Origin of the sequence: Sphingobium sp. B2 (assembly GCF_007693735.1) — a bacterium.
In the GTDB taxonomy this organism is placed as follows: Bacteria; Pseudomonadota; Alphaproteobacteria; order Sphingomonadales; family Sphingomonadaceae; genus Sphingobium; species Sphingobium xenophagum.
Window position 1 is genome coordinate 156,677 of record NZ_VDBZ01000002.1, and the last position, 20,487, is coordinate 177,163.

A 20,487-nucleotide genomic window follows, 5' to 3' on the forward strand; every position below is an offset into this window, starting at 1 on the left:
AGCATCCAGACGATGACAGACCAAGGCCAGGCTCCGCTTCCCGTCGCGACGCTAGACGGGGAGCGGACCCGCCGCATTTCGAGCGGCACGCTGGATCTATATGTGCGTGAATGGGGTGACCCGGAAGCGCCAGCCATGCTGTTGCTGCATGGCTTGCGAGGCTATTCCGGGACATGGCGCAAGCTGGCATCGTCGCTGGCCGATCGCTGGCACATGATTGCGTTCGACGCGCGCGGCCGGGGGGAAAGCGACTGGGATGCGGAGCGCAACTATTATACCGACGCCTATCTTGGCGATCTGGAAGCGATTGCCGATGCCTTGAAGCTCGATCGCTTCGTGCTGGTCGGTCATTCGATGGGCGGAACGACGTCCTATTGCTACGCCGCCAAGCATCCGGATCGTTTGCTGGGTTTGGTCGTGGAAGACATCACTGCCGGTTCTTCGGTATCGGGTGCCGGGTTCGAACGGATCGTCGCAGAGATGGCTGCGTTGCCAACACGCTTTGCCGACTGGGCGGAGGCCCGCGCCTATTGGCGCAAGCTACGGCCCAACGTGTCCGATGCAGCCATCGAGGAACGATTGTTTGAATCGATGCGGGCAGACGACAGCGGTTCGGTGGTATGGCGTTATGATGCGGATGGTATTGCGGCGACCCGCATTCAACCTGATCCATCGCGCGTGGTTGATCTGCACCCGGTGATTGCCGCGATCCGTACCCCCACTCTGGTGATCCGGGGCGGGCGATCGGATTTTTGCAACCTCGATAAGGTGAGGGAGCTGGAAGCCGGCAACCCCAGGCTCGCACATGCCAGCGTGGCTGAAGCCTCCCATTATGTTCATGACGATGCGCATGAAAGTTTCATGCGCCTTGTCGAAGGCTTCCTTGCCGGCCTGAAGGTCGGTGGGGCGGCGCTTGGCTGACAGGAAAGAGATATTATGAACGTTCAAAGCGAAGCAAATGCGCCGGTCAGCGGGCGCCTGGGCGCCGATCTTTTGCTCGACAGCCTGTATGAAGGCGGCGCGCGCATTTGTTTCGCCAATCCTGGGACGACCGAATTGGGGCTGGTCAGTGCGCTGGCGCGTGACGGACGGTTGCGCTGCGTTCTCAGCCTGTTTGAAGGCGTGTGTACAGGCGCGGCCGACGGCTATGCCCGCGTTTCGGGACAAGTGCCGCTGACCCTGCTGCATCTGGGGCCTGGTTTTGCCAATGGCATCGCCAATCTCCACAATGCGCGCCGCGCGGGTTCGCGGATCATCAACCTGATCGGTGATCATGCGACATGGCATCTGGCCTATGACGCGCCGCTGACGTCGGACATTGTCTCGCTGGCACAACCTGTATCCCGTCAGGTCATCTACCTTACAAAGCCTGATGCGATCGTTGATGATGTACGACAGGCGTTCGCGGCGACCAATCTGGCGGAAGGTGGCGCTGCAACGCTGATTTTCCCGACCGATGTGGTTGATGCCCCGGCGCCCGACAACGAAAACGCGGTGGGGTTCGCGCCGTACCAGCTGACTCCGGTGGGGGACGACAGGATCAAATCAGCGGTGGCCGCGCTGTCCGAACCGGGCGAAACCATCGTCCTGCTGGGGGGCAGCGCACTCACGGAAGCCGGGATTCGTGCCGGGGCCGCGCTCGCCGCCGCTCTGGGCGGACGTTTGCTGATGGAACCCTATCCGGGGATCGTAACGCTGGGTGGGGATCTGCCGAAAGTGGAGCGTCAGGCTTATTTCCCCGATGATGTCATCGCACAAATGGGCGATGCCCGCGTTGTGCTGGCTGGCGCACGCATGCCGATCAGCTATTTCGGCTATGAAGGCTGGCCTAGCCAGCTGGTGCCCGAAGAAAGGTTGGTGCGCCTGGCTGCGCCTGGCGAGGCTGCGGTTGCCGCGCTGGTCGCGCTCGCCAGTCAGGTTGGCGGTGAGCCAGCGCCCGCGCCTGCGCCGATGGAGGCAGTCTGCTCGCCTGAAGCGGACGCAGCGTTAACGCCGGTATCGGTGGTAGAGGAACTGCTGGTTCGGTTGCCGCAGGACGCGGTGATTTCACTGGAAGGGTCGACTCTGGGCGGCCCCTGGCTGCGCAACGCGCATCGCGCGAAGCGGCACCGGGTGATGACGAATACCGGAGGCGCGATCGGGCAGGGGCTGCCTTGCGCGGTCGGCGCTGCGCTGGCGCAGCCTGACGCCCGTATCGTTGCGCTTCAGTCCGATGGCAGCGCGCAATATACGTTGCAATCGCTCTGGACGATGGCGAGAGAGGGGCTGAAGGTCACGATCATCATCGCCGCCAATCATCGCTACGCCATCCTGCAGACCGAACTTAATCGGGCCGCAGTGCCGCTCGATGACAAGATTGTCGCCGATCTGACGAAACTGGACAGTCCCAAGGTCGATTGGGTCGCGTTGGCCAAAGGCTATGGTGTCGAGGCGATCCGCGTGACGACGAATGGAGAGCTGTCTGCGGCGCTACGCCATGGCCTGACGCTTGATGGGCCGTTGCTGATACAGGCAGAATTGCCATGAGCGGTAGCCAGCGGGTTGCGATCCTGACCGGCGGCAGCGGCGGACTGGTTCCCGGCATCGCCGAACAACTGGCCCATGCCGGCTTTACGATTGTCTTGACGGCGCGTGGCGAGACGGCGCTGGACGCTGCGGCGGCGCGGTTGAGGGACAGCGTCGACACGCCTGTCGTTGCGATTGCGTCCGACGCCCGCGATGCCACCGCCACCAAAGCCCTTGCCGAAACGGTCGTCGATCGGTTCGGTCGCATCGATGTGCTGGTCAACGCAGCAGCAAGCTCAACCCCGATCGGCGGCGCTATCGAAGACGTCGATATTGATGCGTTGATTGCCGATGTCGACGTGAAGGTGGGTGGATATTTGCGTTACGCGCAGGCGGTCGTCCCCGCGATGAAGCGACAGGGGGCGGGGCATATTGTCAATATCGGCGGGCTGACCGGGCGGTCGAGCGACACTTTGAGTGGTCTGCGCAATGCCGCGGTCGCCCATTTGACAAAGGTGCTTTCCGATCAGCTCGGGCGGTTTCGCATTTCGGTGAACGTCGTCAATCCCGGCATCGTCCGGACGCCTCATCTGAACGAATTGTTTGCCGAAATGGCCAAGGAACGCGATGTTACCGCAAAGGACATCGAGGCCGAATTCGTCCATGACATCCCGACGGGTGAAATCCTGTCTCCTGCCCAGGTCGGGCAATTCATTGCCTTTCTGGCAAATGCGCAGAGTCCTTCGATAACCGGGCAATCCCTGACTATCGATGGAGGCTATTCGCGAGGCGTTTACCTCTAGAGGATCGGGAAAAGGTCATGCAGGAAGATACTGAACGGAAAAGTCCCAAATATCCGCTCTCCATGCGCATTTTGCACTGGCTCCGAGCGGTCATCATTCTGGGTCTGATCTGGTCGGGCTGGTATATGACCAGCTTGCCGGACAGCACTCCGATAGCAAAATTCGAATTTTTCTATCCCAATCATAAGCAATTCGGCGTCCTGGCCTGGCTGCTGGCGGTGCTCCACCTTCTTATTCGCTGGCAGAAGCGGCGGGTGTTGCCGCAAACCCCGGACGGTCTGACCGGCTGGGAACGAACGTTATCGCATGTGGTCCACCGTTTGATCATGACATTGACATTGCTGATCCCGATTTTTGGCTATTCAATGTCGTCCAGCTTTACGCAGAGCGATGGCGTTCCCTTCTTTTTCTTCGGTCATTTGCCTGAACTACTGCCAAAGAATGATGAGGCCTTTGCGTTATTTCAGGCGCTTCACGAATATAGCGCGTATCTGCTTCTGGCATTGATCGTTCTGCATGTTGCCGGTGCGGCAAAGCACCGCCTGCAAGACAAGGGCGGTGAAACCGACGTCCTGTCGCGCATGTTGTGAGACCATTTTCTTTCATTTCCTTGGAGTTCTGTCGCAATGGCTGACCCGGCACTGCATTTGTTACGCCCTGAATATCTTGATCAAGGCGGGCTGAAGGTCACAAATCCGGCAGACGGGCGCGAAGTCACGACCATCCGCCGCTATAATCGCGCTGAATTGGTCGAGATTGTCGAGCGCGCTGACGCGGCACGGCATGAATGGGGCGCTCGCACCGCGAAGGAGCGCAGCGATGTGTTGCGCGCCTGGTATGATCTGATGTGCGAACATGCCGAGGCGCTGGCGATGCTGATGACGCTGGAGAGCGGCAAGCCCCTTGATGAAGCGCGCGGCGAAGTGAAATATGGCGCGGCTTTCATTGAATGGTTTTCCGAAGAAGCGCGCCGCGCCTATGGCGAGGTAATCCCGACCCATGCGTCGGGGAAGAGGATCATCACGCTGCGTCAGCCGGTCGGCACCTGTGCTGCGATCACGCCATGGAATTTCCCGCTGGCAATGATAACGCGCAAGGCTGGACCGGCGCTCGCTGCGGGATGCTCTATTGTCGTGAAACCGGCCGAACTGACGCCGCTTTCGGCGCTGGCGCTAGAAAATCTGGCGCATCAGGCCGGCGTGCCGCATGACCTGTTCCGGGTCGCCCCGGCAGTGCGGTCTTCGGAGGCTGGTGATGTGTTCTGCACCCACCCCCTTGTCCGCAAGATCAGCTTTACCGGATCGACACAGGTCGGGAAGCTCATCATGGCTCAGGCGGCGGGGCAGGTTAAGCGCCTTAGTCTGGAGTTGGGCGGGAACGCGCCTTTCATCATATTCGATGATGCCGACATTGACCGGGCGGTCGAGGGCGCCATGGCCTCGCGCTTTCGCAATGCCGGGCAGACCTGCGTCTGCGCCAACAGGTTTCTGGTTCAGACAGGCGTTCATGACGCTTTTGTCGAACGCCTGAACGCGCGCGTGGAGGCTTTGCGTGTAGGCGACGGCATCAATCACCCTTCGGGCATGGGTCCGTTGATCAGTGACAAGGATGCCAGTCGCGTCGCTGACCTGGTCAAGCAGGCGGAAATCCAGGGCGCGTCCAAGGCTGGAACAGCCCCGGACGTTCCTGAGCAGGGCGCATTCCATCCGCCTGTCGTTCTGACCGGCGTCACCACGGACATGGCGATCGCGCATGAAGAGATATTCGGGCCGGTAGCGCCCGTAATCCGCTTCACGCACGAAAGCGAAGCCATGCAGATCGCCAATGACACGCCCTTTGGCCTGGCCGCCTATGTCTACACCGCCGATTTCGCCCGGCAGTGGCGTTTTATGGAGGGGCTGGAATATGGCATGGTTGGGGTCAATGACGGTCTGATTTCGACCGAGGTTGCGCCTTTTGGCGGCGTCAAGGAATCAGGCTTTGGTCGGGAGGGATCGAGCCATGGCCTGTCGGAATATATGAACATCAAATATTGCCTTATCGGCGGGCTATAGGCTCGGGCTTGGCTCGGAGAGCGGTTATGGACGAAGATCGACTGGCCAAAGGGCTGAGCATTCGCAGCGAGGTTCTGGGCGCGGACTATGTCGCCCGTTCCATGGCGCAGGCAGATGATTTCAGCCGCCCGATGCAAGAGCTGTCGAGCAGCTATTGCTGGGGTGAGATATGGGCCCGCGATGGTTTGTCGCGGCGGGACCGCAGCCTGCTGAATATCGGCGTGATCAGTGCGCTGAACAGGCCGCACGAGTTGAAGCTGCACGTCAAGGCGGCTCTGCGCAACGGTTTGACGCGCGAGGAAATTCGCGAAGCCTTGTTGCAGGTTGCGGTATATTGCGGAATTCCCGCCGGGATCGATTCTACCCGCATCGCTCAGGACGCATTTGCTGAGTATGACGCGGAGTTGGCGGAATAAGCAGCTTTAGGCTGCCTACGTCGCACAGGGATGTCATCAGGGCCGCGAAGGAACGCGGTTGAATTGCCAGCCCTGGCGACGGCAGTTGCGCTGGTCAGCATCGGATTTGTCGATCCGCAAATCAGATGCTGACCCGTTTCCGCAGCAAGCCAAAAGGCATGTATCGGCTGTCAGGGCGCCTTTTTCGTAAAGTCGGCGGGAGAGGCTATTGGCTCAAGTCCTTCAGCATCGCCTGGGAGCAAATATCCTGCCGACACGGATCGGCGCTTGGCGTCCTCAAACCGACGGGCATAGTTGCGATAATTGCCATAAAGAGCACGTAGTCGCGCAGCGGAATAGGGAAGCTTTGTGTCATAGACGACGCCACAGCCGGTTTCATAGTCGGTCCAATATTCAGCGCTTGGCACCATGATCCAGGGCGGGCGTACGCCTCCCACTATATTGCCGGTTTTGGCGTCTCGCCTTACGCCTGCGCCGTCGCGCGCGACCCGGTCCGCACGAGGCATCGGCTCCCCCAAACGCACCCATCGGTCAAGCGCGTCCAGCAACGCCGAGAATGGCAGTTCGGATGGTTCGTCGTAAATCTGCTGGCACCGCGGATCGTTCGGCTTTCCGCGCTCGTACGGCATCGGTTCGACTTCGCCGGTCCCCAGATCGGCCTTGCGCAGATGTGGGGTGCCCATCACCTCATAATAGCGCAATTTGGGTTGGTCTGTGTCAGGCGGCAGGACTATCTGTTCGATCGCATCATGCACCGTTTCAGACTGACTGAAAATGGTGACGAAGGGCGCGTCTGTCGGCATGTGGCGCGGCACGCGGATGCTCTCTCCCGCCACCTCGCCATAGGCGAGCTTGCCCGTCATATAGGCATCGATCAAGGGACGTCCATCCGGCATGCGCCATTGTTGGTGTCGACCCTGATCGAGATAGTCCATCCAGATCTGGGCATTGACCGCCCAGGTGTTGACATAGACCCGATCAACCTTGCGTCCTGCCAAAGGACCGTTCGGCAGGTTGGATTTGAGCAGCATCGCCAGTTCAGCGCTGATGCCCTGCGCTTGGGGGATGAACGGGTCTGGCTTTCCACCGCGCAGGAACTTGCCTGCATCGAAGTAGCTGCCAAGCGGTGCATAGCGCGGATAATCGAAGCGGCGCATGAAATCGAAATTGACGATGTCGCCATATTGCCGGGCGTCCGCGCTCTGTCCGGTTTCATCGAGCGGAAATTTCGGGTCATTGGGCGGGGTGTTGATCGACAGGGTATAGCCGACGAACGCATATCCTTTTCGGGTGAGGTAATCGCGGGTCAATATCCAGCCGGCAGCCCGCTCCCCAAACCAGCTGAACGGTTCGATAATGACCGTGCCGTTGAACCGCGCGGGATCTTTGGGCTGGCGTATCAGAAACCGGGTGACGTAGGGAGCGGTCGTCACGGTCTGACCCGTTGCTGTAATCGCGGGCGCTACGCCCGCGAGATAATATTCCGCCTCTTCATAGCCGACCTTTTCGAGATCGACATATTCGGTTCCTGGCCGCGCCGCCGAAGAAAGCGGCAGCTTTCCGCTGGGCGGGACCGGAGTGACGGTTGGCATCGGCAGCACTTCAGCGTCGGCGCCGCTCGCGACCAGCAAAGCGATGGCAAGGGTCAGCGCTGTTCCGCAGGCGGGAGAGCGCCACCGTCGCTTCGTGTCGGGCAATGACGACGCTTTGCTCATAATGGCCATCTCAGAAGTCGGTTCTGAATTGGACGCCAAGCTGGCGCGGGCGGCTGACCGCACCACGCGGCAGACGCTGGGCACTGCCATCGGCCAGGATTTCCGACCGCTCGATGCCTGAACTGTACAGGTCGCCGAGGTTGAGGCGCTTGTCGAGCAGGTTCTTGCCATAAAGCGTGATCTGGGAGGTGCCAAACTTCACGCCGATCGAGGCGTTGACGAAGTTGAGTGGCTTGCGGTCGAGGAAGCCGCCAGCGCTGTTTGCGACTTTCAGCCCCCCTGTGTAGCTATAGTCAGCGCTGATAAGGAGCGACGCGTTGTCGCTGATTGGATGATCGTAATTACCCGAAATCGATCCGGTCCATCTGGGCGTCTGGACGAGCCGGGTATCAGGCGCCTGCGCGAGGAGGCCGGGGTCAAGCAAGCGGCCATCGGTGTAGCCAAGGCCGAGTTGGAGCATCAAGGGCACGCCTGCGATGGGCCTGCCACTCACTTCCAGTTCGCCGCCGCGAATGCGTGCCTTGCCGGCATTGGCGGTGAAACTGAACGTACATGTGGGCAGGATCACCTGCTGCTGGATGTTGGACCAATCGATCTGGAACGCGGCGGCCGCAACATTCAGCCGCCCTCCGGCGATCCGGCTCTTCGCGCCAACTTCATAGCTCCATAGCGTGTCGGACTTGAAATCCTGCGTATCATCCTGCGTGCGCCCGATCGCAGCGAGGTCCGATTGGCAGAAATCCGGCAGCCGGCCTTGTGATCCACCCAGACGAAAGCCCTTCGACGCCGATGCGTAGACCGTGCCCTCCCGCGGCAGCTTGTAAGAAACGACGAACTTTGGAACGATGCCGCTCTGGCGGCTGCGGCGCGCCGGTGCCAGGTCGCCGCCCGGCGAATTGAAGATGCCTTCGCTCAGCACGGCGTCGGCCTTCTGCTTGATCCAATATTGGCGCAGCCCGCCGGTCAGTGTCAGTTTGGGTAGAATTTCATAATATAGCTCGCCAAAAATCGCGCTATTGTCTTCATGCGTCGGGAAAGTCTGGCGCGTGATGAAGGGCGGATCGAACCCCGCATCCTCGAATTCCGGAACCGGCAGGGCCGGCTGTGCAAAGCTGTTGAAACGGTGCTGATAGAAAAAGCCGACGATGCCGGACAAGCCGGGCAGCAGGGTGCCATCGTCGAACGAAAGCCTGACCTCTTGCGTGAAGCGCCGGTCCTTGGAAATGTTGATGGTCGGCAATGGTGGATCACCGATATCCACACCAAGCACGTCCCTGATATAGCCGTTATTGCCTTCGGTCGTGTCTTCCAATTCCTTCGTTCGACGCGCAAAATAGCTGCTGGAAGAGACGATCGAATATCCTTCGCCCGAATATTTGAGGACAAGCGATCCAAGCCCCCAACGATCTTTGGAATATTCCTGCACGTCGCGATCGCGATCAATCGTGTAGGTCACGGGGCGATAACCGGGGAGGGGGAGATAGGCGGCGGGGAAACCATGCAGATTATATATCTGCCCGATGCCGCTGATCGTCGCCTCCAGCTCATCCGTCAGCTTCGCCCGCAAGGATGCGGAGGCCGAGTAGGTGTCGCCGCGCCCCTGACCGGGCACCGAAACAAGGGCCCCAGACGCACCGGGGAAACGGCGCGTGATGAAACCGGACTCGCGCGTGTAGCCGCCAGCGATGTCCAGTCCCACCCGGTCGGGTACGACAACCAGGTTGGCGAGGGCATTGCCGTCGAAATCGAAGCCGCCATTCTTGGTGCCGCCGCCCTGAATTTGGGCGGTGTAGCTGTTTTCGGTGAAGGTCGGCTGGCGTGTGATGAAGCGCAGATTGCCGCCCATCGAACTGGCGCCGAAAAGCGTGCCCTGCGGTCCTTTAAGGACTTCGATGCGATCAAGGTCCAGGGTCTGCGGGCTGATCGAGGCCGGGACGGGGGTATCGTTGATATAATAGGCTGTCGTGTTGGCTCCGGCGACGCCGCGGATGGTCGTCTGCCTGCCGCCGACAAAGCCGACCGACGAAAAATCGCCGCCCTGGCCGTACTGGAACGTGACGTTTGGCAGTTTCGTCGCATAATCAGCGAAGGTCTGAATATTCTGTTTTTTAAAAAAGTCCGAAGAATAGGCCGTGATCGAGGCTGGCACGTCCGTCAGCGACTCTTCCTTTCGCCGTGCGGTAACGACGATCGCGTTGCTGTCGTCATCGTTGTTGCGGGCTTGTGCTGGTGAGGGCCGATCAACGGCAGAGCCTTGAGATGCCTGCGCCAGAGCAGCGGCGCCGTTGAGTTCTGCTACCAGGACCAGCGTCAGGATCGATACGGTCGCGCTCATGCTCATAAGGCGCCGGTGGCGTTCGGAAACGAATGTGTGGAAAGGCCTCATACAGTTTTACTCCCTGTCTCATTGGCGGCTACGTCATGCGTGCCGCCTTTTTTGCCCAAGCCCGGCGCGAAAATCGCAGTCCCGAGAGGGTGTTGGAAAATGGGTATTTGGGGCTGGTGCTCATCCCATCGCGCCTCAGAGGCTATGGGGGCAACGCCTGTGGGGTAAGTAACGTACCGTATCGCGGCGTAACGATCGCATGTTAATGCAAGGAAAGGCCGGATTCGCGGGCGTTACAGCTTTGGCTGCGACCTCGGCGGATAGCCGTAACGGTCGCAGCCATGGGCGCGGTTAACGTTGTTATTTCGGGTCGGATTCTGCCTCGTGCCGCCGTCCGACGCGCACCAGATCCCTGATCTGCCGGCCGGCGACGACAAAGGGTTCGCCATAAAAGCCCTTGAGGGTGTTGTGCGGATTCTGGTCGCCGAACTCTTCTTCATTGACGCCCCACCGCCAGGTTTCACCCTTTTTGGGCAGATAGAGCGTGCCGAACATCCAGTCCCACAATGTCAGGACCACGGCGTTGTTCTTGTCACGATGGTGAAGTTCGATGCTATGGTGCAGATTGTGCATCACGGGCGCCAGCACGATCCGATCCAGCCAGCCATATGATACCGGCACATGGACGTGGGATAGAAAGTCGATCACGAAGAACAATATATAGGCCATAATGCCGACGCAGGCCATGGTTCCAGGGTGCAGGGCCGTGCCGGTGGCATAAAGGGCCACGCCCGTCACCAGGCCGCCAAACACCGCCGGGACAGCATTGACGATGAAGAATTCGATCGGATGCTGGCGATAGAGCGTCCAGGGGGTCAGGGTTTCGGCCGTGTGGTGCGGCTTATGCAGGGTCCACAGGAAGGGGTTGGTGTGACACCAGTAATGGACCCAATATCCCATAAAGTCGGTGGCCAGGAAAAAGACCAGAAATTGCACGGCGACGATTGCCCAGGCCGCATGCAGCAGCGGGACGGTGGCACCAAATTCGGCGCTGAGCAAGTTGGCGACGTTGGTCGCGATCGCCAGGCCATTCAGTGCGAACAGGCCGACGAGCGGGAAGCCGATGACGAAAAGGATGATCGCATTCCAGCGATCGACCCGTGCCGAGGCATGGCTGTGCAGGTCGCGCGGGAAGGCGGCGTTAAGCAACATTTTGAACGATATGGGGCCGTTCGGACGTTCCGACAGAATGAAGATGATCGCAACCACCGCCGCGAACAGAGGCAGACCCCACATCCACATCGCCATGATTTCAATGGTCGGTTCGTAAAAGGCGCGAATGCCGGACCACAGGCTAGAATTGTCCATGATGACCTCCTGTCGACAGGCATGCGCAGATCGCGAGGACAGAGCGGTTTGGAGGCGGACGATGTCGGCCAGCCGATCGGTGCGAGACGATTCCATGATCGACGACGACCGACGGGGGGCGGGCGGTGTTGAAGCATGTAATCATATTGTCTCTCCTATTCGCGTCCGCTCGTTAAGGAGCGTGTTCAGCCATTGCTTGCGCATACCCAGCAGCGATGCGGGAGCGCGAATGTTGGCGTCGCCACAACGGTGGCTGCTCGCCAGGATGCAATTCGTATCGCCCTGCTTCGCGGCGCAAGCTTGGTTGGCCATGGGGGAAAGCATCGCGCGCCTCGGCTGCGACCAAAAGTAACGAACAGTATTGTGCAGGACGTAACGTACCGTATCAAAGACTGCGACGCTTTGGATTGACGGCGGATCGCGCCGGGAAGGTGAGGGCCCAAAGGGCCACGAAAATCCGTGCATGAGGCGCGGCGGTGCAGCGTTCTGAATGTGCCGCAATAGTCGGTACGTGCCGGTGAGTGTCTCATGTCTCTGTTGCAAATATGAGATAATCATTGACATTATTGCGAATAATCTGCCAATGAATAAACAATTATGAACGGTTGCCAGATCGAGATTTGATGGCTTCGCGAGCGGCGCCATGTGGGTCAAATCCGCATTCATAATATCCACAGCCACAGGTGTATTCGGGCCCGCAAAGCGCGCACGCGCAAAGATTTTTGAGGAGATGAGCACAGTGAATATGTCGATATCGTCCGTAGAAGATGTTGCCGCTGACCCGCAGCGGGAAGGCGGGCTGCGGGTCATGCTGTCCGATGGAGTCGTTCGCGACGTTGCCGCGTCGCCCGGTCATTCGGTCATGGAACTGATCCGCGATGCGGGCATTGCCGAACTGCCTGCCTATTGTGGCGGAGTCTGCTCCTGCGCGACGTGTCACGTCTATGTCGGCGCGGAGTGGTTGAGCCTATTGCCGCCGATGAGTGACGATGAGGACGCGTTGCTCGACAGCATCGCCAACCGGGCGTCGCAATCGCGCCTTTCCTGCCAGATCCCGTTTTCCGCACAGTTGCACGGCATGGAAGTTACCGTAGCGGTCGAGGAGTAATGAACCGGAGCAGGCGTCGCTGTCCGATTGCGGCCGCGTTGGCGCCTGCGTCCGCAACATAGGGTGGCATGTGTGACCCAGGGTGTTTACTTACGGACAGAGGGGGCGCAGATATGTTAAGATTGTTGCTTGGAGCACAGCGCTGAAAATTCAACCTGGTCCGTCATTCCGTCCCACGTTCACGATCCCATGCCATGTCGTCAGATGCCATGTCGTCAGATGACAGTGCACGGGAACGGTTGAGAGCATTCGCCGAAACGGTCCGAACGAGTGGAAGTCTGGGAAAATCGGTACAGATAAATCGATTGTTCGACTTCCTCGTCGAATCCTCTCTAGCAGCTAGAACACCCAAAGAGATCGAGATCGCGCAAGAGGTATTCGGGCTTTCGCCAAGCGATCATCTCGGCCAGGACGCCACCGTCAGGATGAGCATCCACCGGCTGCGCAAGAAGCTGGAAAACCTGCCCCCCAACAGGGAAGGCGAGCATCTCGTGCTGCCACGAGGGGAATATCGCCTCCAACTCAGGTCCGACGTCGATGTCGATGCTGCGGGACTGGCCGCGGACGCTTCCGTCGGCAAGACTGACGACGCAGAAACACCCCGGCGTCAAACCCGCTACAATATGCCGGCGCGGTCTATCCTGGCGATCTGCGTCCTTGGGATCATCGTTCTTGCGGTGCTGATGGCCTGGTTCTGGCCTTTGAACCTGACCAGAGATGCTCGGCTGGCGTCCGCGTTCTGGAAGCCCCTGACACATTCGGCGATCCCGACGGCCCTGATCGTGGGCGATCGTTATGCGTTCGGGGAAGTCGAAAACGGACGGGTCGTTCGGCAGGTGGTCGATCCGCTCGTCACCAGCAGCGAAGATCTCGACCGCTACCTGCTCAACCACAAGCGCGATGGCGCCCAGGTGGTCGATCTCAACCAGTTTGACCTGCCAGCGGCGATGGCCCCCGCGCTGGTGTCCATCATGCCGGTCCTGAACCGGGCTACGGGCGATGCCAAGGCCAGGGCGATCACATCGTCGCGTTTCACCACAGACATGCTCAAGACGCATAATATCGTCTATATTGGTCTGTTGAGCGATCTGCGCGATCTCAGGGAGCCGATATTCGATCGATCAGGCTTTGCATTGATGCCGACCGGAGACGCGATCGTTGATCGCCGGAGTGGCCGGCGGTTCGAAGCCAATTGGGCCGACCCGTCCAAGGAGCGCATGTTGCGTCGCGACTATGCCTATGTCGCCAGCTTCCCAGGACCATTTGGCAATCGTATTCTGGTGATCGCCGGAATGAACGATCCGGGTCTTGTGGAGGTGGCACAGATTGTGTCCCGTCAAGCCGATCTGGCCATATTGACAGGGAAAGCCAGTGAAAAGTCCGCGTTCGAAGCGCTTTACGAAATCCGGACTTTCGGACCATCCGGCGTGGCAAACCGACTGATTATCATGAGACCGACGCAAGCAGGGCGTCAATGGGACGCCACCTTGCAACGATGATGGACTTGATCAGGCTCCGGCGGCCTTCAACGCAGGGATGATTGCAATGCCCGCGACGCGGCAGCAACCGCTTCGCTGATCCATGATCGGTCCTTTCCATTGCCTTGGTAACCAAATGGCGCGCCAATCGTTGCACGGTTGGACTCGTGCGCGTTGGCAACTAGAGGAAACACATGAATCAAGACCAAGACGGGCAAAACGACGCTGGCTTTGACGTCGAAAGCGCAGGACAGAGCCAGGGTATTCCGGCAGGCGACACGCTACAGGACGACGGCAAGGATACCACTGGTCGCAAGGCTCGGCAGCATTGGCGCGAAAGTGTTATCACCCGGCCCGGACTCGATGATCGTGGCGACGTCTTTTTCGCGGCGATCGAGATGACCCGCATGCCGATGATCCTGACGGACCCAGCGCAGCAGGACAATCCGATCGTGTTCGCGAACAAGGCGTTCCTTGATCTGACCGGCTATGAAGAGAGCGAGATCCTGGGACGGAACTGTCGTTTTCTCCAGGGTGCGCAGACCGATCGTGCCGCGGTTGACGAACTGCGCGATGCGATCGCCCAGCGTGAGTCGATCGCCGTCGAAATACTGAACTACAAGCGGGACGGGACACCGTTCTGGAACGCGGTGTTCATTGGCCCGGTTTACGACACGTCGGGCAACCTCCTCTATTTCTTCGCCAGCCAGTTGGACGTGACGCGCCGCAAGGAAAGCGAGCAAGCGTATCAGCAGTCGCAGAAGATGGAATCGATCGGCCAACTGACTGCCGGGCTTGCGCACGACTTCAACAATCTTCTGCAAGTGGTGACAGGCAATCTGGAACTATTGTCGGGTCGCGTCGCGGATGAAAAAGCACAGGCTTATCTCGCGCGCGCGCAGGGCGCTGCAGAGCGTGGTGCCAAGCTGACCGGGCAATTGCTGGCATTTGCACGCAAGACGCGGCTGGACCCACGCGCGATCGATGTGAATGCGTGCATCGTCGGGTTTGCCGACATGCTGGAAAGTTCGCTGGGCCGCTCGGTCGAGCTTCATCTGAGCCTGCGCCACGGGCTGCCCAAGGCGGTGCTGGATGCCGAACAGTTTGAGATGGCCATCCTCAATATAGCGCTCAACGCGCGCGACGCGATGCCAGGCGGCGGGCTGTTGACGATCTGCACCTTGAAGCTGCATCTGAACGGTGATGCAGAGGCGCGACAGCTGAAATCCGGCGATTATGTCGTCATTGAGCTGCGCGACGAGGGGGAGGGCATGCCGGAGCATGTCGCCGCGCGCGCCGCCGAGCCCTTTTTCACGACCAAGCCGACCGGCAAGGGCACCGGCCTGGGGCTCGCCATGGCTTCCGGTTTCGTCCAGCAATCGCGTGGCCGGCTGGAGATTGACAGTGCGCCGGGGAAGGGCACGACGATCCGCATGCTGTTTCCGGTGGCTGGTGCGGACGCGCTGCCCACAGTTCACACGGCGGGGCATCCTGTTGGCGAAAGCGCCAAGGTGGACGGCGCACACATCCTGCTTGTCGAGGACAGCCCCGACGTGCTCGCCCTTGCCCAGGAGCATCTGGTCGAGGCGGGATACCGCGTGACGGCGGTGGAAAATGGCGACCTTGCGCTGGCGGAATGGGAGCGGATTCGCGCGACCGACCCCATCGACCTGCTGTTTACCGACCTGGTCATGCCCGGCACGCTCAATGGCATCGCGCTGGCCGAAGCGATCACTGCGCAGGATCGCGATATGCCGGTTCTCATGACGACGGGCTATAATGAGGAACTGGTCGCAGAAGGACCTTTGCGCCGGGGGCTGGATGTGCTTGGCAAGCCGTGGCGCAAGGCCGAACTGCTGGATCGGGTGGCGCAAGCGCTGGCAAAGCGCGCCGCCGGTCAAGCGCGTCGCATTCCGTCCGAGTTCGGCGCAGCCGAAGAATAGTCCGGTCCCTCGCGTCGACCGATCAGGTGACGCGCCAGACCCATAGCCGGATCGAGTCGGAGTAACGGGCGCCAGAGCAGATGAAGATGCTGCTGTTGAGCCATTCATAAGGGCCAACGGGTGCGATGAATTCGGGGACGGTGCGGAAATAATAAGCCGACGGATCGACAGGCTCCCCGCCTGCCAGACGCGCCATGACATCGGCAGGCCCATGCCGCAGCCCCCTGTTGCGGATCTGGATGACCGCGCCATCATCGGTTTCGATCGCATAGGTCGCGTCCGCGACCGTGACGCCATCCGGCCGCAGAAGCTGCCAGTCGCTTCCACCGCCCAGGATATGGCCGCGAATGCCTGGTCCCTCGACCGTGCCGGACAGGATCGGTATGATCCGCCGCATGCCATCCGGCGTCTGGCCAATCTGTATCGGATCGGCCAGTTGCGCGCTGGCCTCATAGAGGAATTCAAGGCCGGGCCGGATGGCATCGACAGGGATATTGTCAGGCGACATGGTCATCGGCTCCATCTACGGGCGGTCCGGTTACAAGAGTCCAGTTTGGCATATGCCAGTCATGGACCGGCAAGGCGCTGGCAGGACATCACATTCTGTTGTGCATCGAGCTTGAACACTATGTCCGCGCGCGCCGGAAGGTCGGCGAACATATGGCGGGTCACACGCTCATAATGGCTCACGAAGCGGGCCACGGCGGCGTCATCCATGATAGCTGGCGCATCCGGCGCGGCCGCGCGAAGCTTATGCTCCTGAAGTAGCCGGTTGGTGAGAACATGATCGAACGAAGGCGGCTGCAACATCACCAGATGGTCGATCCGCGAAAACAGCTGCGCATAGGAAGTCTGCAGGGCCATGTTCACATGGCGTCGCCAGATGCCTTCGGCGTCCTCCTGCGCTTCCAGCGCGTTGAGCGGCTGGATCAGGCTGGCGGCATCCTGTGGCCGAGCGCCCACGCACCAGCCTTCGAACAGCAGAATGTCGACCTTGCCGGCATGGCGTGTCCAGTCGGCCCGCGGCAATCGATCGTCCAGCGCCTTGCTGAACCGCGGGATCAGGGCTTCCCGCCCGGCGGCCATATCATCCAGCAGCGCGATCCCTGTATCGACATCGTGCGTCCCCGGCACCCCCCGCGTCCGGAAAAGGGGATGGATGTCCTGCGCGATCCGCTCGCGCGCTGCCAGGGGCAGGTAAAGATCATCGAGCGAAACCACCGCCGCCGAGACCCCATGTTCAGGCAACAGCGACGCGCAGAGGAAGCGACAGAGCGTGGATTTTCCACTGCCCTGTGCCCCGTTGATCCCGATGATCAGGGTGCGTCCAGCCAAGCTCTGCCACTGCGCGATCTGCTGCGCGAGCGGCCGCCACCAGCGATCGACTATCGCCGCGTAAGAGGCGGGCAACTGTTCTGCCGCGACAAGATCATCAATGGACACAGGCATTACAGGCTATCGCGGGGCGTCCGACCCTCCCGCCAGTCGTCCAGATTGGCAAGGGCACGCATGCCCATCGCTTCACGCGTTTCCCGCGTTGCGCTGCCCAGATGGGGGAGGAGGACGGTATTGGGCGCATCGCGTAGGCGTTGGGAGACTTGGGGTTCGCCAGCAAAGACATCCAGCCCCGCGCCGCCGATCCGTCCTGCTTCCAGTGCGTCGATCAACGCGCCTTCGTCGACCACATCACCCCGCGCGGTGTTGATCAATATGGCATGGGGGGCCATGTGCGCGAAAATGGCCGCATCGATGATGTTGCGGGTTTCCGCGCCGCCGGGGATATGCAGCGACACGACGTCGCTTTGCGCCACCAGATCGACCAGTGACGGCACGAAGCGCGCGCCAAGACGCTGTTCATCTTCCTGCGCGCCGGGCCGCCGTGAAAAATATACGATGTTCATGCCAAAGCCGAAACGGGCGCGCTCCGCCATTGCCTGCGCGATCCGGCCAAAGCCGACCAGCCCCAGCGTCTTGCCGCGCAGGCTGGTCCCAAGCAAATGGGTGGGCCGCCAGCCGGTCCATTGCCCGGCACGCAATTCCCGTTCGCCTTCGCCTGCGCGGCGCGTTGTCATCAGCATCAGCGTGATGGCGATGTCAGCAGTCGCGTCGGTCAGCACGCCGGGCGTATTGGTTACGACAATGCCCGCCGCCCGCCCCGCCGCGAGATCGATATGATCAACGCCTGCGCCGTAATTGGCGATGATCTGCACCCGTCGCCCCGCCACGCCCAATATGCTGGCATCCAGCCGATCGGTGATGGTGGGGCAGATCGCATCAAAGTCACGCATGGCCGCGGCCAGTTGCGCGCTCGTCAGTGCGACATCGCTATCGTTGAATGTCGCGTCATAGCGCTGCGCGATCAGCGCTTCGACCGGCTCGGGCCATTTGCGTGTCACCAATATCCGGGGTTTGTTGACCATCGTTTCGGATCAGTTCTTTGGTGCCGAGGCGGAGAAATAGGCCGTGAACGGATCATCGGCATGTTCGGGCGGTTCGCCTTCGCGCACGGTCGTACGCCGCATGTCGCGCCGCTCGTTATAAATGTCGAAATCGCCGCCCCGGTGCATGGTGGTCAGGTTGTCCCAGATCACGATGTCTCCCGGTTCGTAGGAGACGCCGAACACATATTGCGGCTGGGTGGCGAATTCGATCAGATATTTGATCAGCGCGCGGCCTTCCTCACGCGGCAGGCCCACGACATCCATCGCATGGCTGCCGATATAGATGGCGGTACGTCCGGTCGCTTCCTGATGCATGATCATGGGCTGGCGCGCTTTGGGTCGGCCGTCAATCTCTTCCTCCGTGATCGGAAAACCGGCGAGCAGGCGCGAATACCAGAGCGAATGGTCGGCTTCCAGCGTATCGATCTTTGCCCGGATGTCGGCCGGCAGATCCTCATAGGCCGATCGCATGTCCGCGAAATAGGTAAGGCCGCCTTCCTTGGGCACTTCATAGGCAAGGAGCAGCGAATAGGCCGACCGCAGCTCCATGAAGGAAGAATCGGTATGCCAGAGCCGATCGCCTTTCTTGTGCAGCACCATATTTTCATCGACCAGTATCTCGCCCGCCGGGGTGAGGTTGCTGGCGTCGAATATTTCCGGCGTGTTCGGGTGGCGGCGCGGCCGGTTCTTGACCGCAGGCGCGGTTTCCAGATGGCCGAAATGGCGACTGAAGGCGATGTGGGCGGCATTGTCGAACCCGGTCCCGCGAATGACGCATACGCCCCATTGGTTCATCGCGTCCTTGATGGCGGCGAAATCGGCGTCGCTCAACGGTTTGCCGACGTCGATGCCGGAAAGCTCCGCGCCAAAGCGCGCTGTTATGGGGGTCGCAGTCAGAGCCATGATCATAATTCCTGTTAGGCTTGGTCGGCTTTCGCCGGAAGGATGGTGTTTTCGGTGGGAACGGGATTGCGGGCGGCCCGGCGCTTGCCGACACGGGCGAGCAGGACGAGCGACACGGCAGAGAGAAGCGGGGTGGCCGCCAGCAGCACGAACAGCAGGCGCGGCTGCATGTTCATCGCCAGCAGATAACCGCCCAGCAGCGGCGCGAAGATCGAGCCGATCTTCGCCACCGACGTTGCCCATCCAGCGCCATTGGCGCGGATCGCGCTGGGATAGAAGATGCCAGCGATGGAATGCATGCCAAAATGCGTGCCGCTGATCATCGCCATGCTGAGCAGAGAGAAGGCGGCCAGCCCCTGTAGCGAGACGGGTGCCAGACCCATGACCAGCAGCAGCGGCGCCGCCAGCATGGGATAGAAAGCGATGGCGATCGGACCCAGACGGTCAGTGAAGCGCATAAGCGCCAGCCCCGCGATCGAACCGCCGATCGAACTGACGGACATGATCATCGCCGCCTGTGTCCGGGTGAAGCCGACATCTTCAAAGATGATCGGTCCCCAGTTCGACTTGAAATAGACCGCCATCGAACTGCCGATATAGGCGAGCCACAGCAAGCTGGTGATCGGGCGCAGGTCGCCTTTGAACAGGGTCGTAATGCGGAAGCCTTGCCCGGTTGAGGGCACCGCTTCGTCGGTGACCGTGAAATGATCCTGCGGCCGCGCGCCAAGCCCCGGTGCCAGCGCGTTCAGCGATTTGGCGATCTTTTCGGGCGATCGTCCCTTGACCGCCAGATAGCGAGCGGATTCGGGGAGGAGGGCAAAGAGAATAGGCACAAGCAGCAGCGTCGCCACGCCCGACACCATGAATACAGATTGCCATCCATAATCGGGCGCCAGCCAGACCGTCATCGGCCCGGCGACCACGCCGCCCAGCGTATAGCCCATCATGATGACGGTCACGACAGTCGCGCGATAGCGGCTGGGCACGAATTCGATGTTCAGCGCCCAGGCAAGCGGCATCAACCCGCCCAGCGCCAGGCCATTGAGGAAACGGAGGATCAGGAGCATATGCATGTTTGGCGCAAGCGCCATGGCTATGCTGGTGGCGCCAAAGGCCACGACCGATGCGATGATGATCGGACGCCGCCCATAACGGTCGCCCAGCCAGCCAAAGGCGATCCCGCCCAGCATCGCCCCGAACACGCCCGTCGCGAACAGTTCGCCCAGCGAAATCACGTCCGCACCAAATCCGTCGCGCAGATAGGGCGCGACGAAAGAGATGACGAGCATGTCGAAGCCATCGAGGAAGGTGACCGCCCAGGATAGCGCCACCAGCCGGATGATGAACGCATTGATCCGCTGACGTTCGATCACATCCGTCAGATGGATGACGACAGGGGGTGACGGATCGGTTGCGTTCATGCTCAT

17 protein-coding genes are annotated in these 20,487 nt (G+C 60.6%); 9 read left to right on the plus strand and 8 right to left on the minus strand.

From position 1 onward, the window contains the following. Positions 1 to 12: 12 nt before the first annotated feature. From FE851_RS16485 to FE851_RS16510, 6 genes are read left to right on the plus strand one after another with little or no spacing between them, the layout of a single operon-like run. Positions 13 to 921: an alpha/beta fold hydrolase gene (locus FE851_RS16485; RefSeq protein ID WP_261371015.1), complete on the plus strand. Its 909-nt coding sequence runs from the start codon at positions 13 to 15 to the stop codon at positions 919 to 921. Positions 922 to 936: 15 nt separating this feature from the next. Then, a complete protein-coding gene (locus FE851_RS16490) occupies positions 937 to 2,526 on the plus strand; it encodes an acetolactate synthase large subunit (RefSeq protein WP_145204796.1) in 1,590 nt (529 codons plus the stop codon). Beyond that, on the plus strand, positions 2,523 to 3,308 hold the full coding sequence (locus FE851_RS16495; protein WP_145204799.1) for an SDR family oxidoreductase: 786 nt from the start codon (positions 2,523 to 2,525) through the stop codon (positions 3,306 to 3,308). Before FE851_RS16490 ends, FE851_RS16495 begins: the two co-directional genes overlap by 4 nt. Positions 3,309 to 3,325: 17 nt before the next feature. Beyond that, positions 3,326 to 3,898: a cytochrome b gene (locus tag FE851_RS16500; RefSeq protein WP_145204802.1), complete on the plus strand. Its 573-nt coding sequence runs from the start codon at positions 3,326 to 3,328 to the stop codon at positions 3,896 to 3,898. A 36-nt stretch (positions 3,899 to 3,934) separates the two neighbouring features. Then, positions 3,935 to 5,362, plus strand: a complete 1,428-nt coding sequence (locus tag FE851_RS16505) for an NAD-dependent succinate-semialdehyde dehydrogenase (RefSeq protein WP_145204805.1) — start codon at positions 3,935 to 3,937, stop codon at positions 5,360 to 5,362. A 26-nt stretch (positions 5,363 to 5,388) separates the two neighbouring features. Continuing rightward, a complete protein-coding gene (locus FE851_RS16510) occupies positions 5,389 to 5,778 on the plus strand; it encodes a carboxymuconolactone decarboxylase family protein (protein ID WP_145204808.1) in 390 nt (129 codons plus the stop codon). Between the two features lie 170 nt (positions 5,779 to 5,948). Here the strand turns inward: FE851_RS16510 and FE851_RS16515 are convergent, their stop codons facing one another. The 3 genes from FE851_RS16515 to FE851_RS16525 form a co-directional block, all read right to left on the minus strand. Then, on the minus strand, positions 5,949 to 7,493 hold the full coding sequence (locus tag FE851_RS16515; RefSeq protein WP_261371016.1) for an alpha/beta hydrolase domain-containing protein: 1,545 nt from the start codon (positions 7,491 to 7,493) through the stop codon (positions 5,949 to 5,951). Between the two features lie 10 nt (positions 7,494 to 7,503). Continuing rightward, entirely contained in the window at positions 7,504 to 9,828 is a 2,325-nt protein-coding gene (locus FE851_RS16520; protein WP_261371017.1) for a TonB-dependent receptor, read from the minus strand. A gap of 351 nt (positions 9,829 to 10,179) precedes the next feature. Beyond that, a complete protein-coding gene (locus FE851_RS16525) occupies positions 10,180 to 11,187 on the minus strand; it encodes a sterol desaturase family protein (RefSeq protein WP_261371018.1) in 1,008 nt (335 codons plus the stop codon). Positions 11,188 to 11,932: 745 nt separating this feature from the next. Here FE851_RS16525 and FE851_RS16535 point away from each other — a divergent pair. The 3 genes from FE851_RS16535 to FE851_RS16545 all read left to right on the plus strand — a co-directional run bounded on the left by FE851_RS16535 (position 11,933) and on the right by FE851_RS16545 (position 15,716). Continuing rightward, positions 11,933 to 12,295, plus strand: coding sequence for a 2Fe-2S iron-sulfur cluster-binding protein (locus FE851_RS16535; RefSeq protein ID WP_409994508.1), 363 nt, complete (start codon positions 11,933 to 11,935; stop codon positions 12,293 to 12,295). A gap of 425 nt (positions 12,296 to 12,720) precedes the next feature. After that, positions 12,721 to 13,794 (plus strand): hypothetical protein, encoded by a 1,074-nt coding sequence (locus FE851_RS16540; protein WP_261371019.1) that lies wholly within the window; start codon positions 12,721 to 12,723, stop codon positions 13,792 to 13,794. A 173-nt stretch (positions 13,795 to 13,967) separates the two neighbouring features. Beyond that, entirely contained in the window at positions 13,968 to 15,716 is a 1,749-nt protein-coding gene (locus tag FE851_RS16545; RefSeq protein WP_145204823.1) for a PAS domain-containing protein, read from the plus strand. A gap of 22 nt (positions 15,717 to 15,738) precedes the next feature. Here FE851_RS16545 and FE851_RS16550 read toward each other — a convergent pair whose 3' ends face one another. From FE851_RS16550 to FE851_RS16570, 5 genes are read right to left on the minus strand one after another with little or no spacing between them, the layout of a single operon-like run. Continuing rightward, positions 15,739 to 16,230, minus strand: a complete 492-nt coding sequence (locus FE851_RS16550) for a DUF3237 domain-containing protein (protein ID WP_261371020.1) — start codon at positions 16,228 to 16,230, stop codon at positions 15,739 to 15,741. Between the two features lie 53 nt (positions 16,231 to 16,283). Beyond that, positions 16,284 to 17,165, minus strand: a complete 882-nt coding sequence (locus FE851_RS16555; RefSeq protein ID WP_145204829.1) for a kinase — start codon at positions 17,163 to 17,165, stop codon at positions 16,284 to 16,286. Then, complete coding sequence (locus FE851_RS16560) at positions 17,165 to 18,136, minus strand: 2-hydroxyacid dehydrogenase (protein WP_145204832.1); 972 nt, start codon at positions 18,134 to 18,136, stop codon at positions 17,165 to 17,167. Before FE851_RS16560 ends, FE851_RS16555 begins: the two co-directional genes overlap by 1 nt. Before the next feature lie 9 nt (positions 18,137 to 18,145). Next, positions 18,146 to 19,060, minus strand: a complete 915-nt coding sequence (locus tag FE851_RS16565) for a TauD/TfdA dioxygenase family protein (protein ID WP_229380801.1) — start codon at positions 19,058 to 19,060, stop codon at positions 18,146 to 18,148. 14 nt (positions 19,061 to 19,074) lie between these two features. Next, on the minus strand, positions 19,075 to 20,487 hold the full coding sequence (locus FE851_RS16570; protein ID WP_145204835.1) for an MFS transporter: 1,413 nt from the start codon (positions 20,485 to 20,487) through the stop codon (positions 19,075 to 19,077).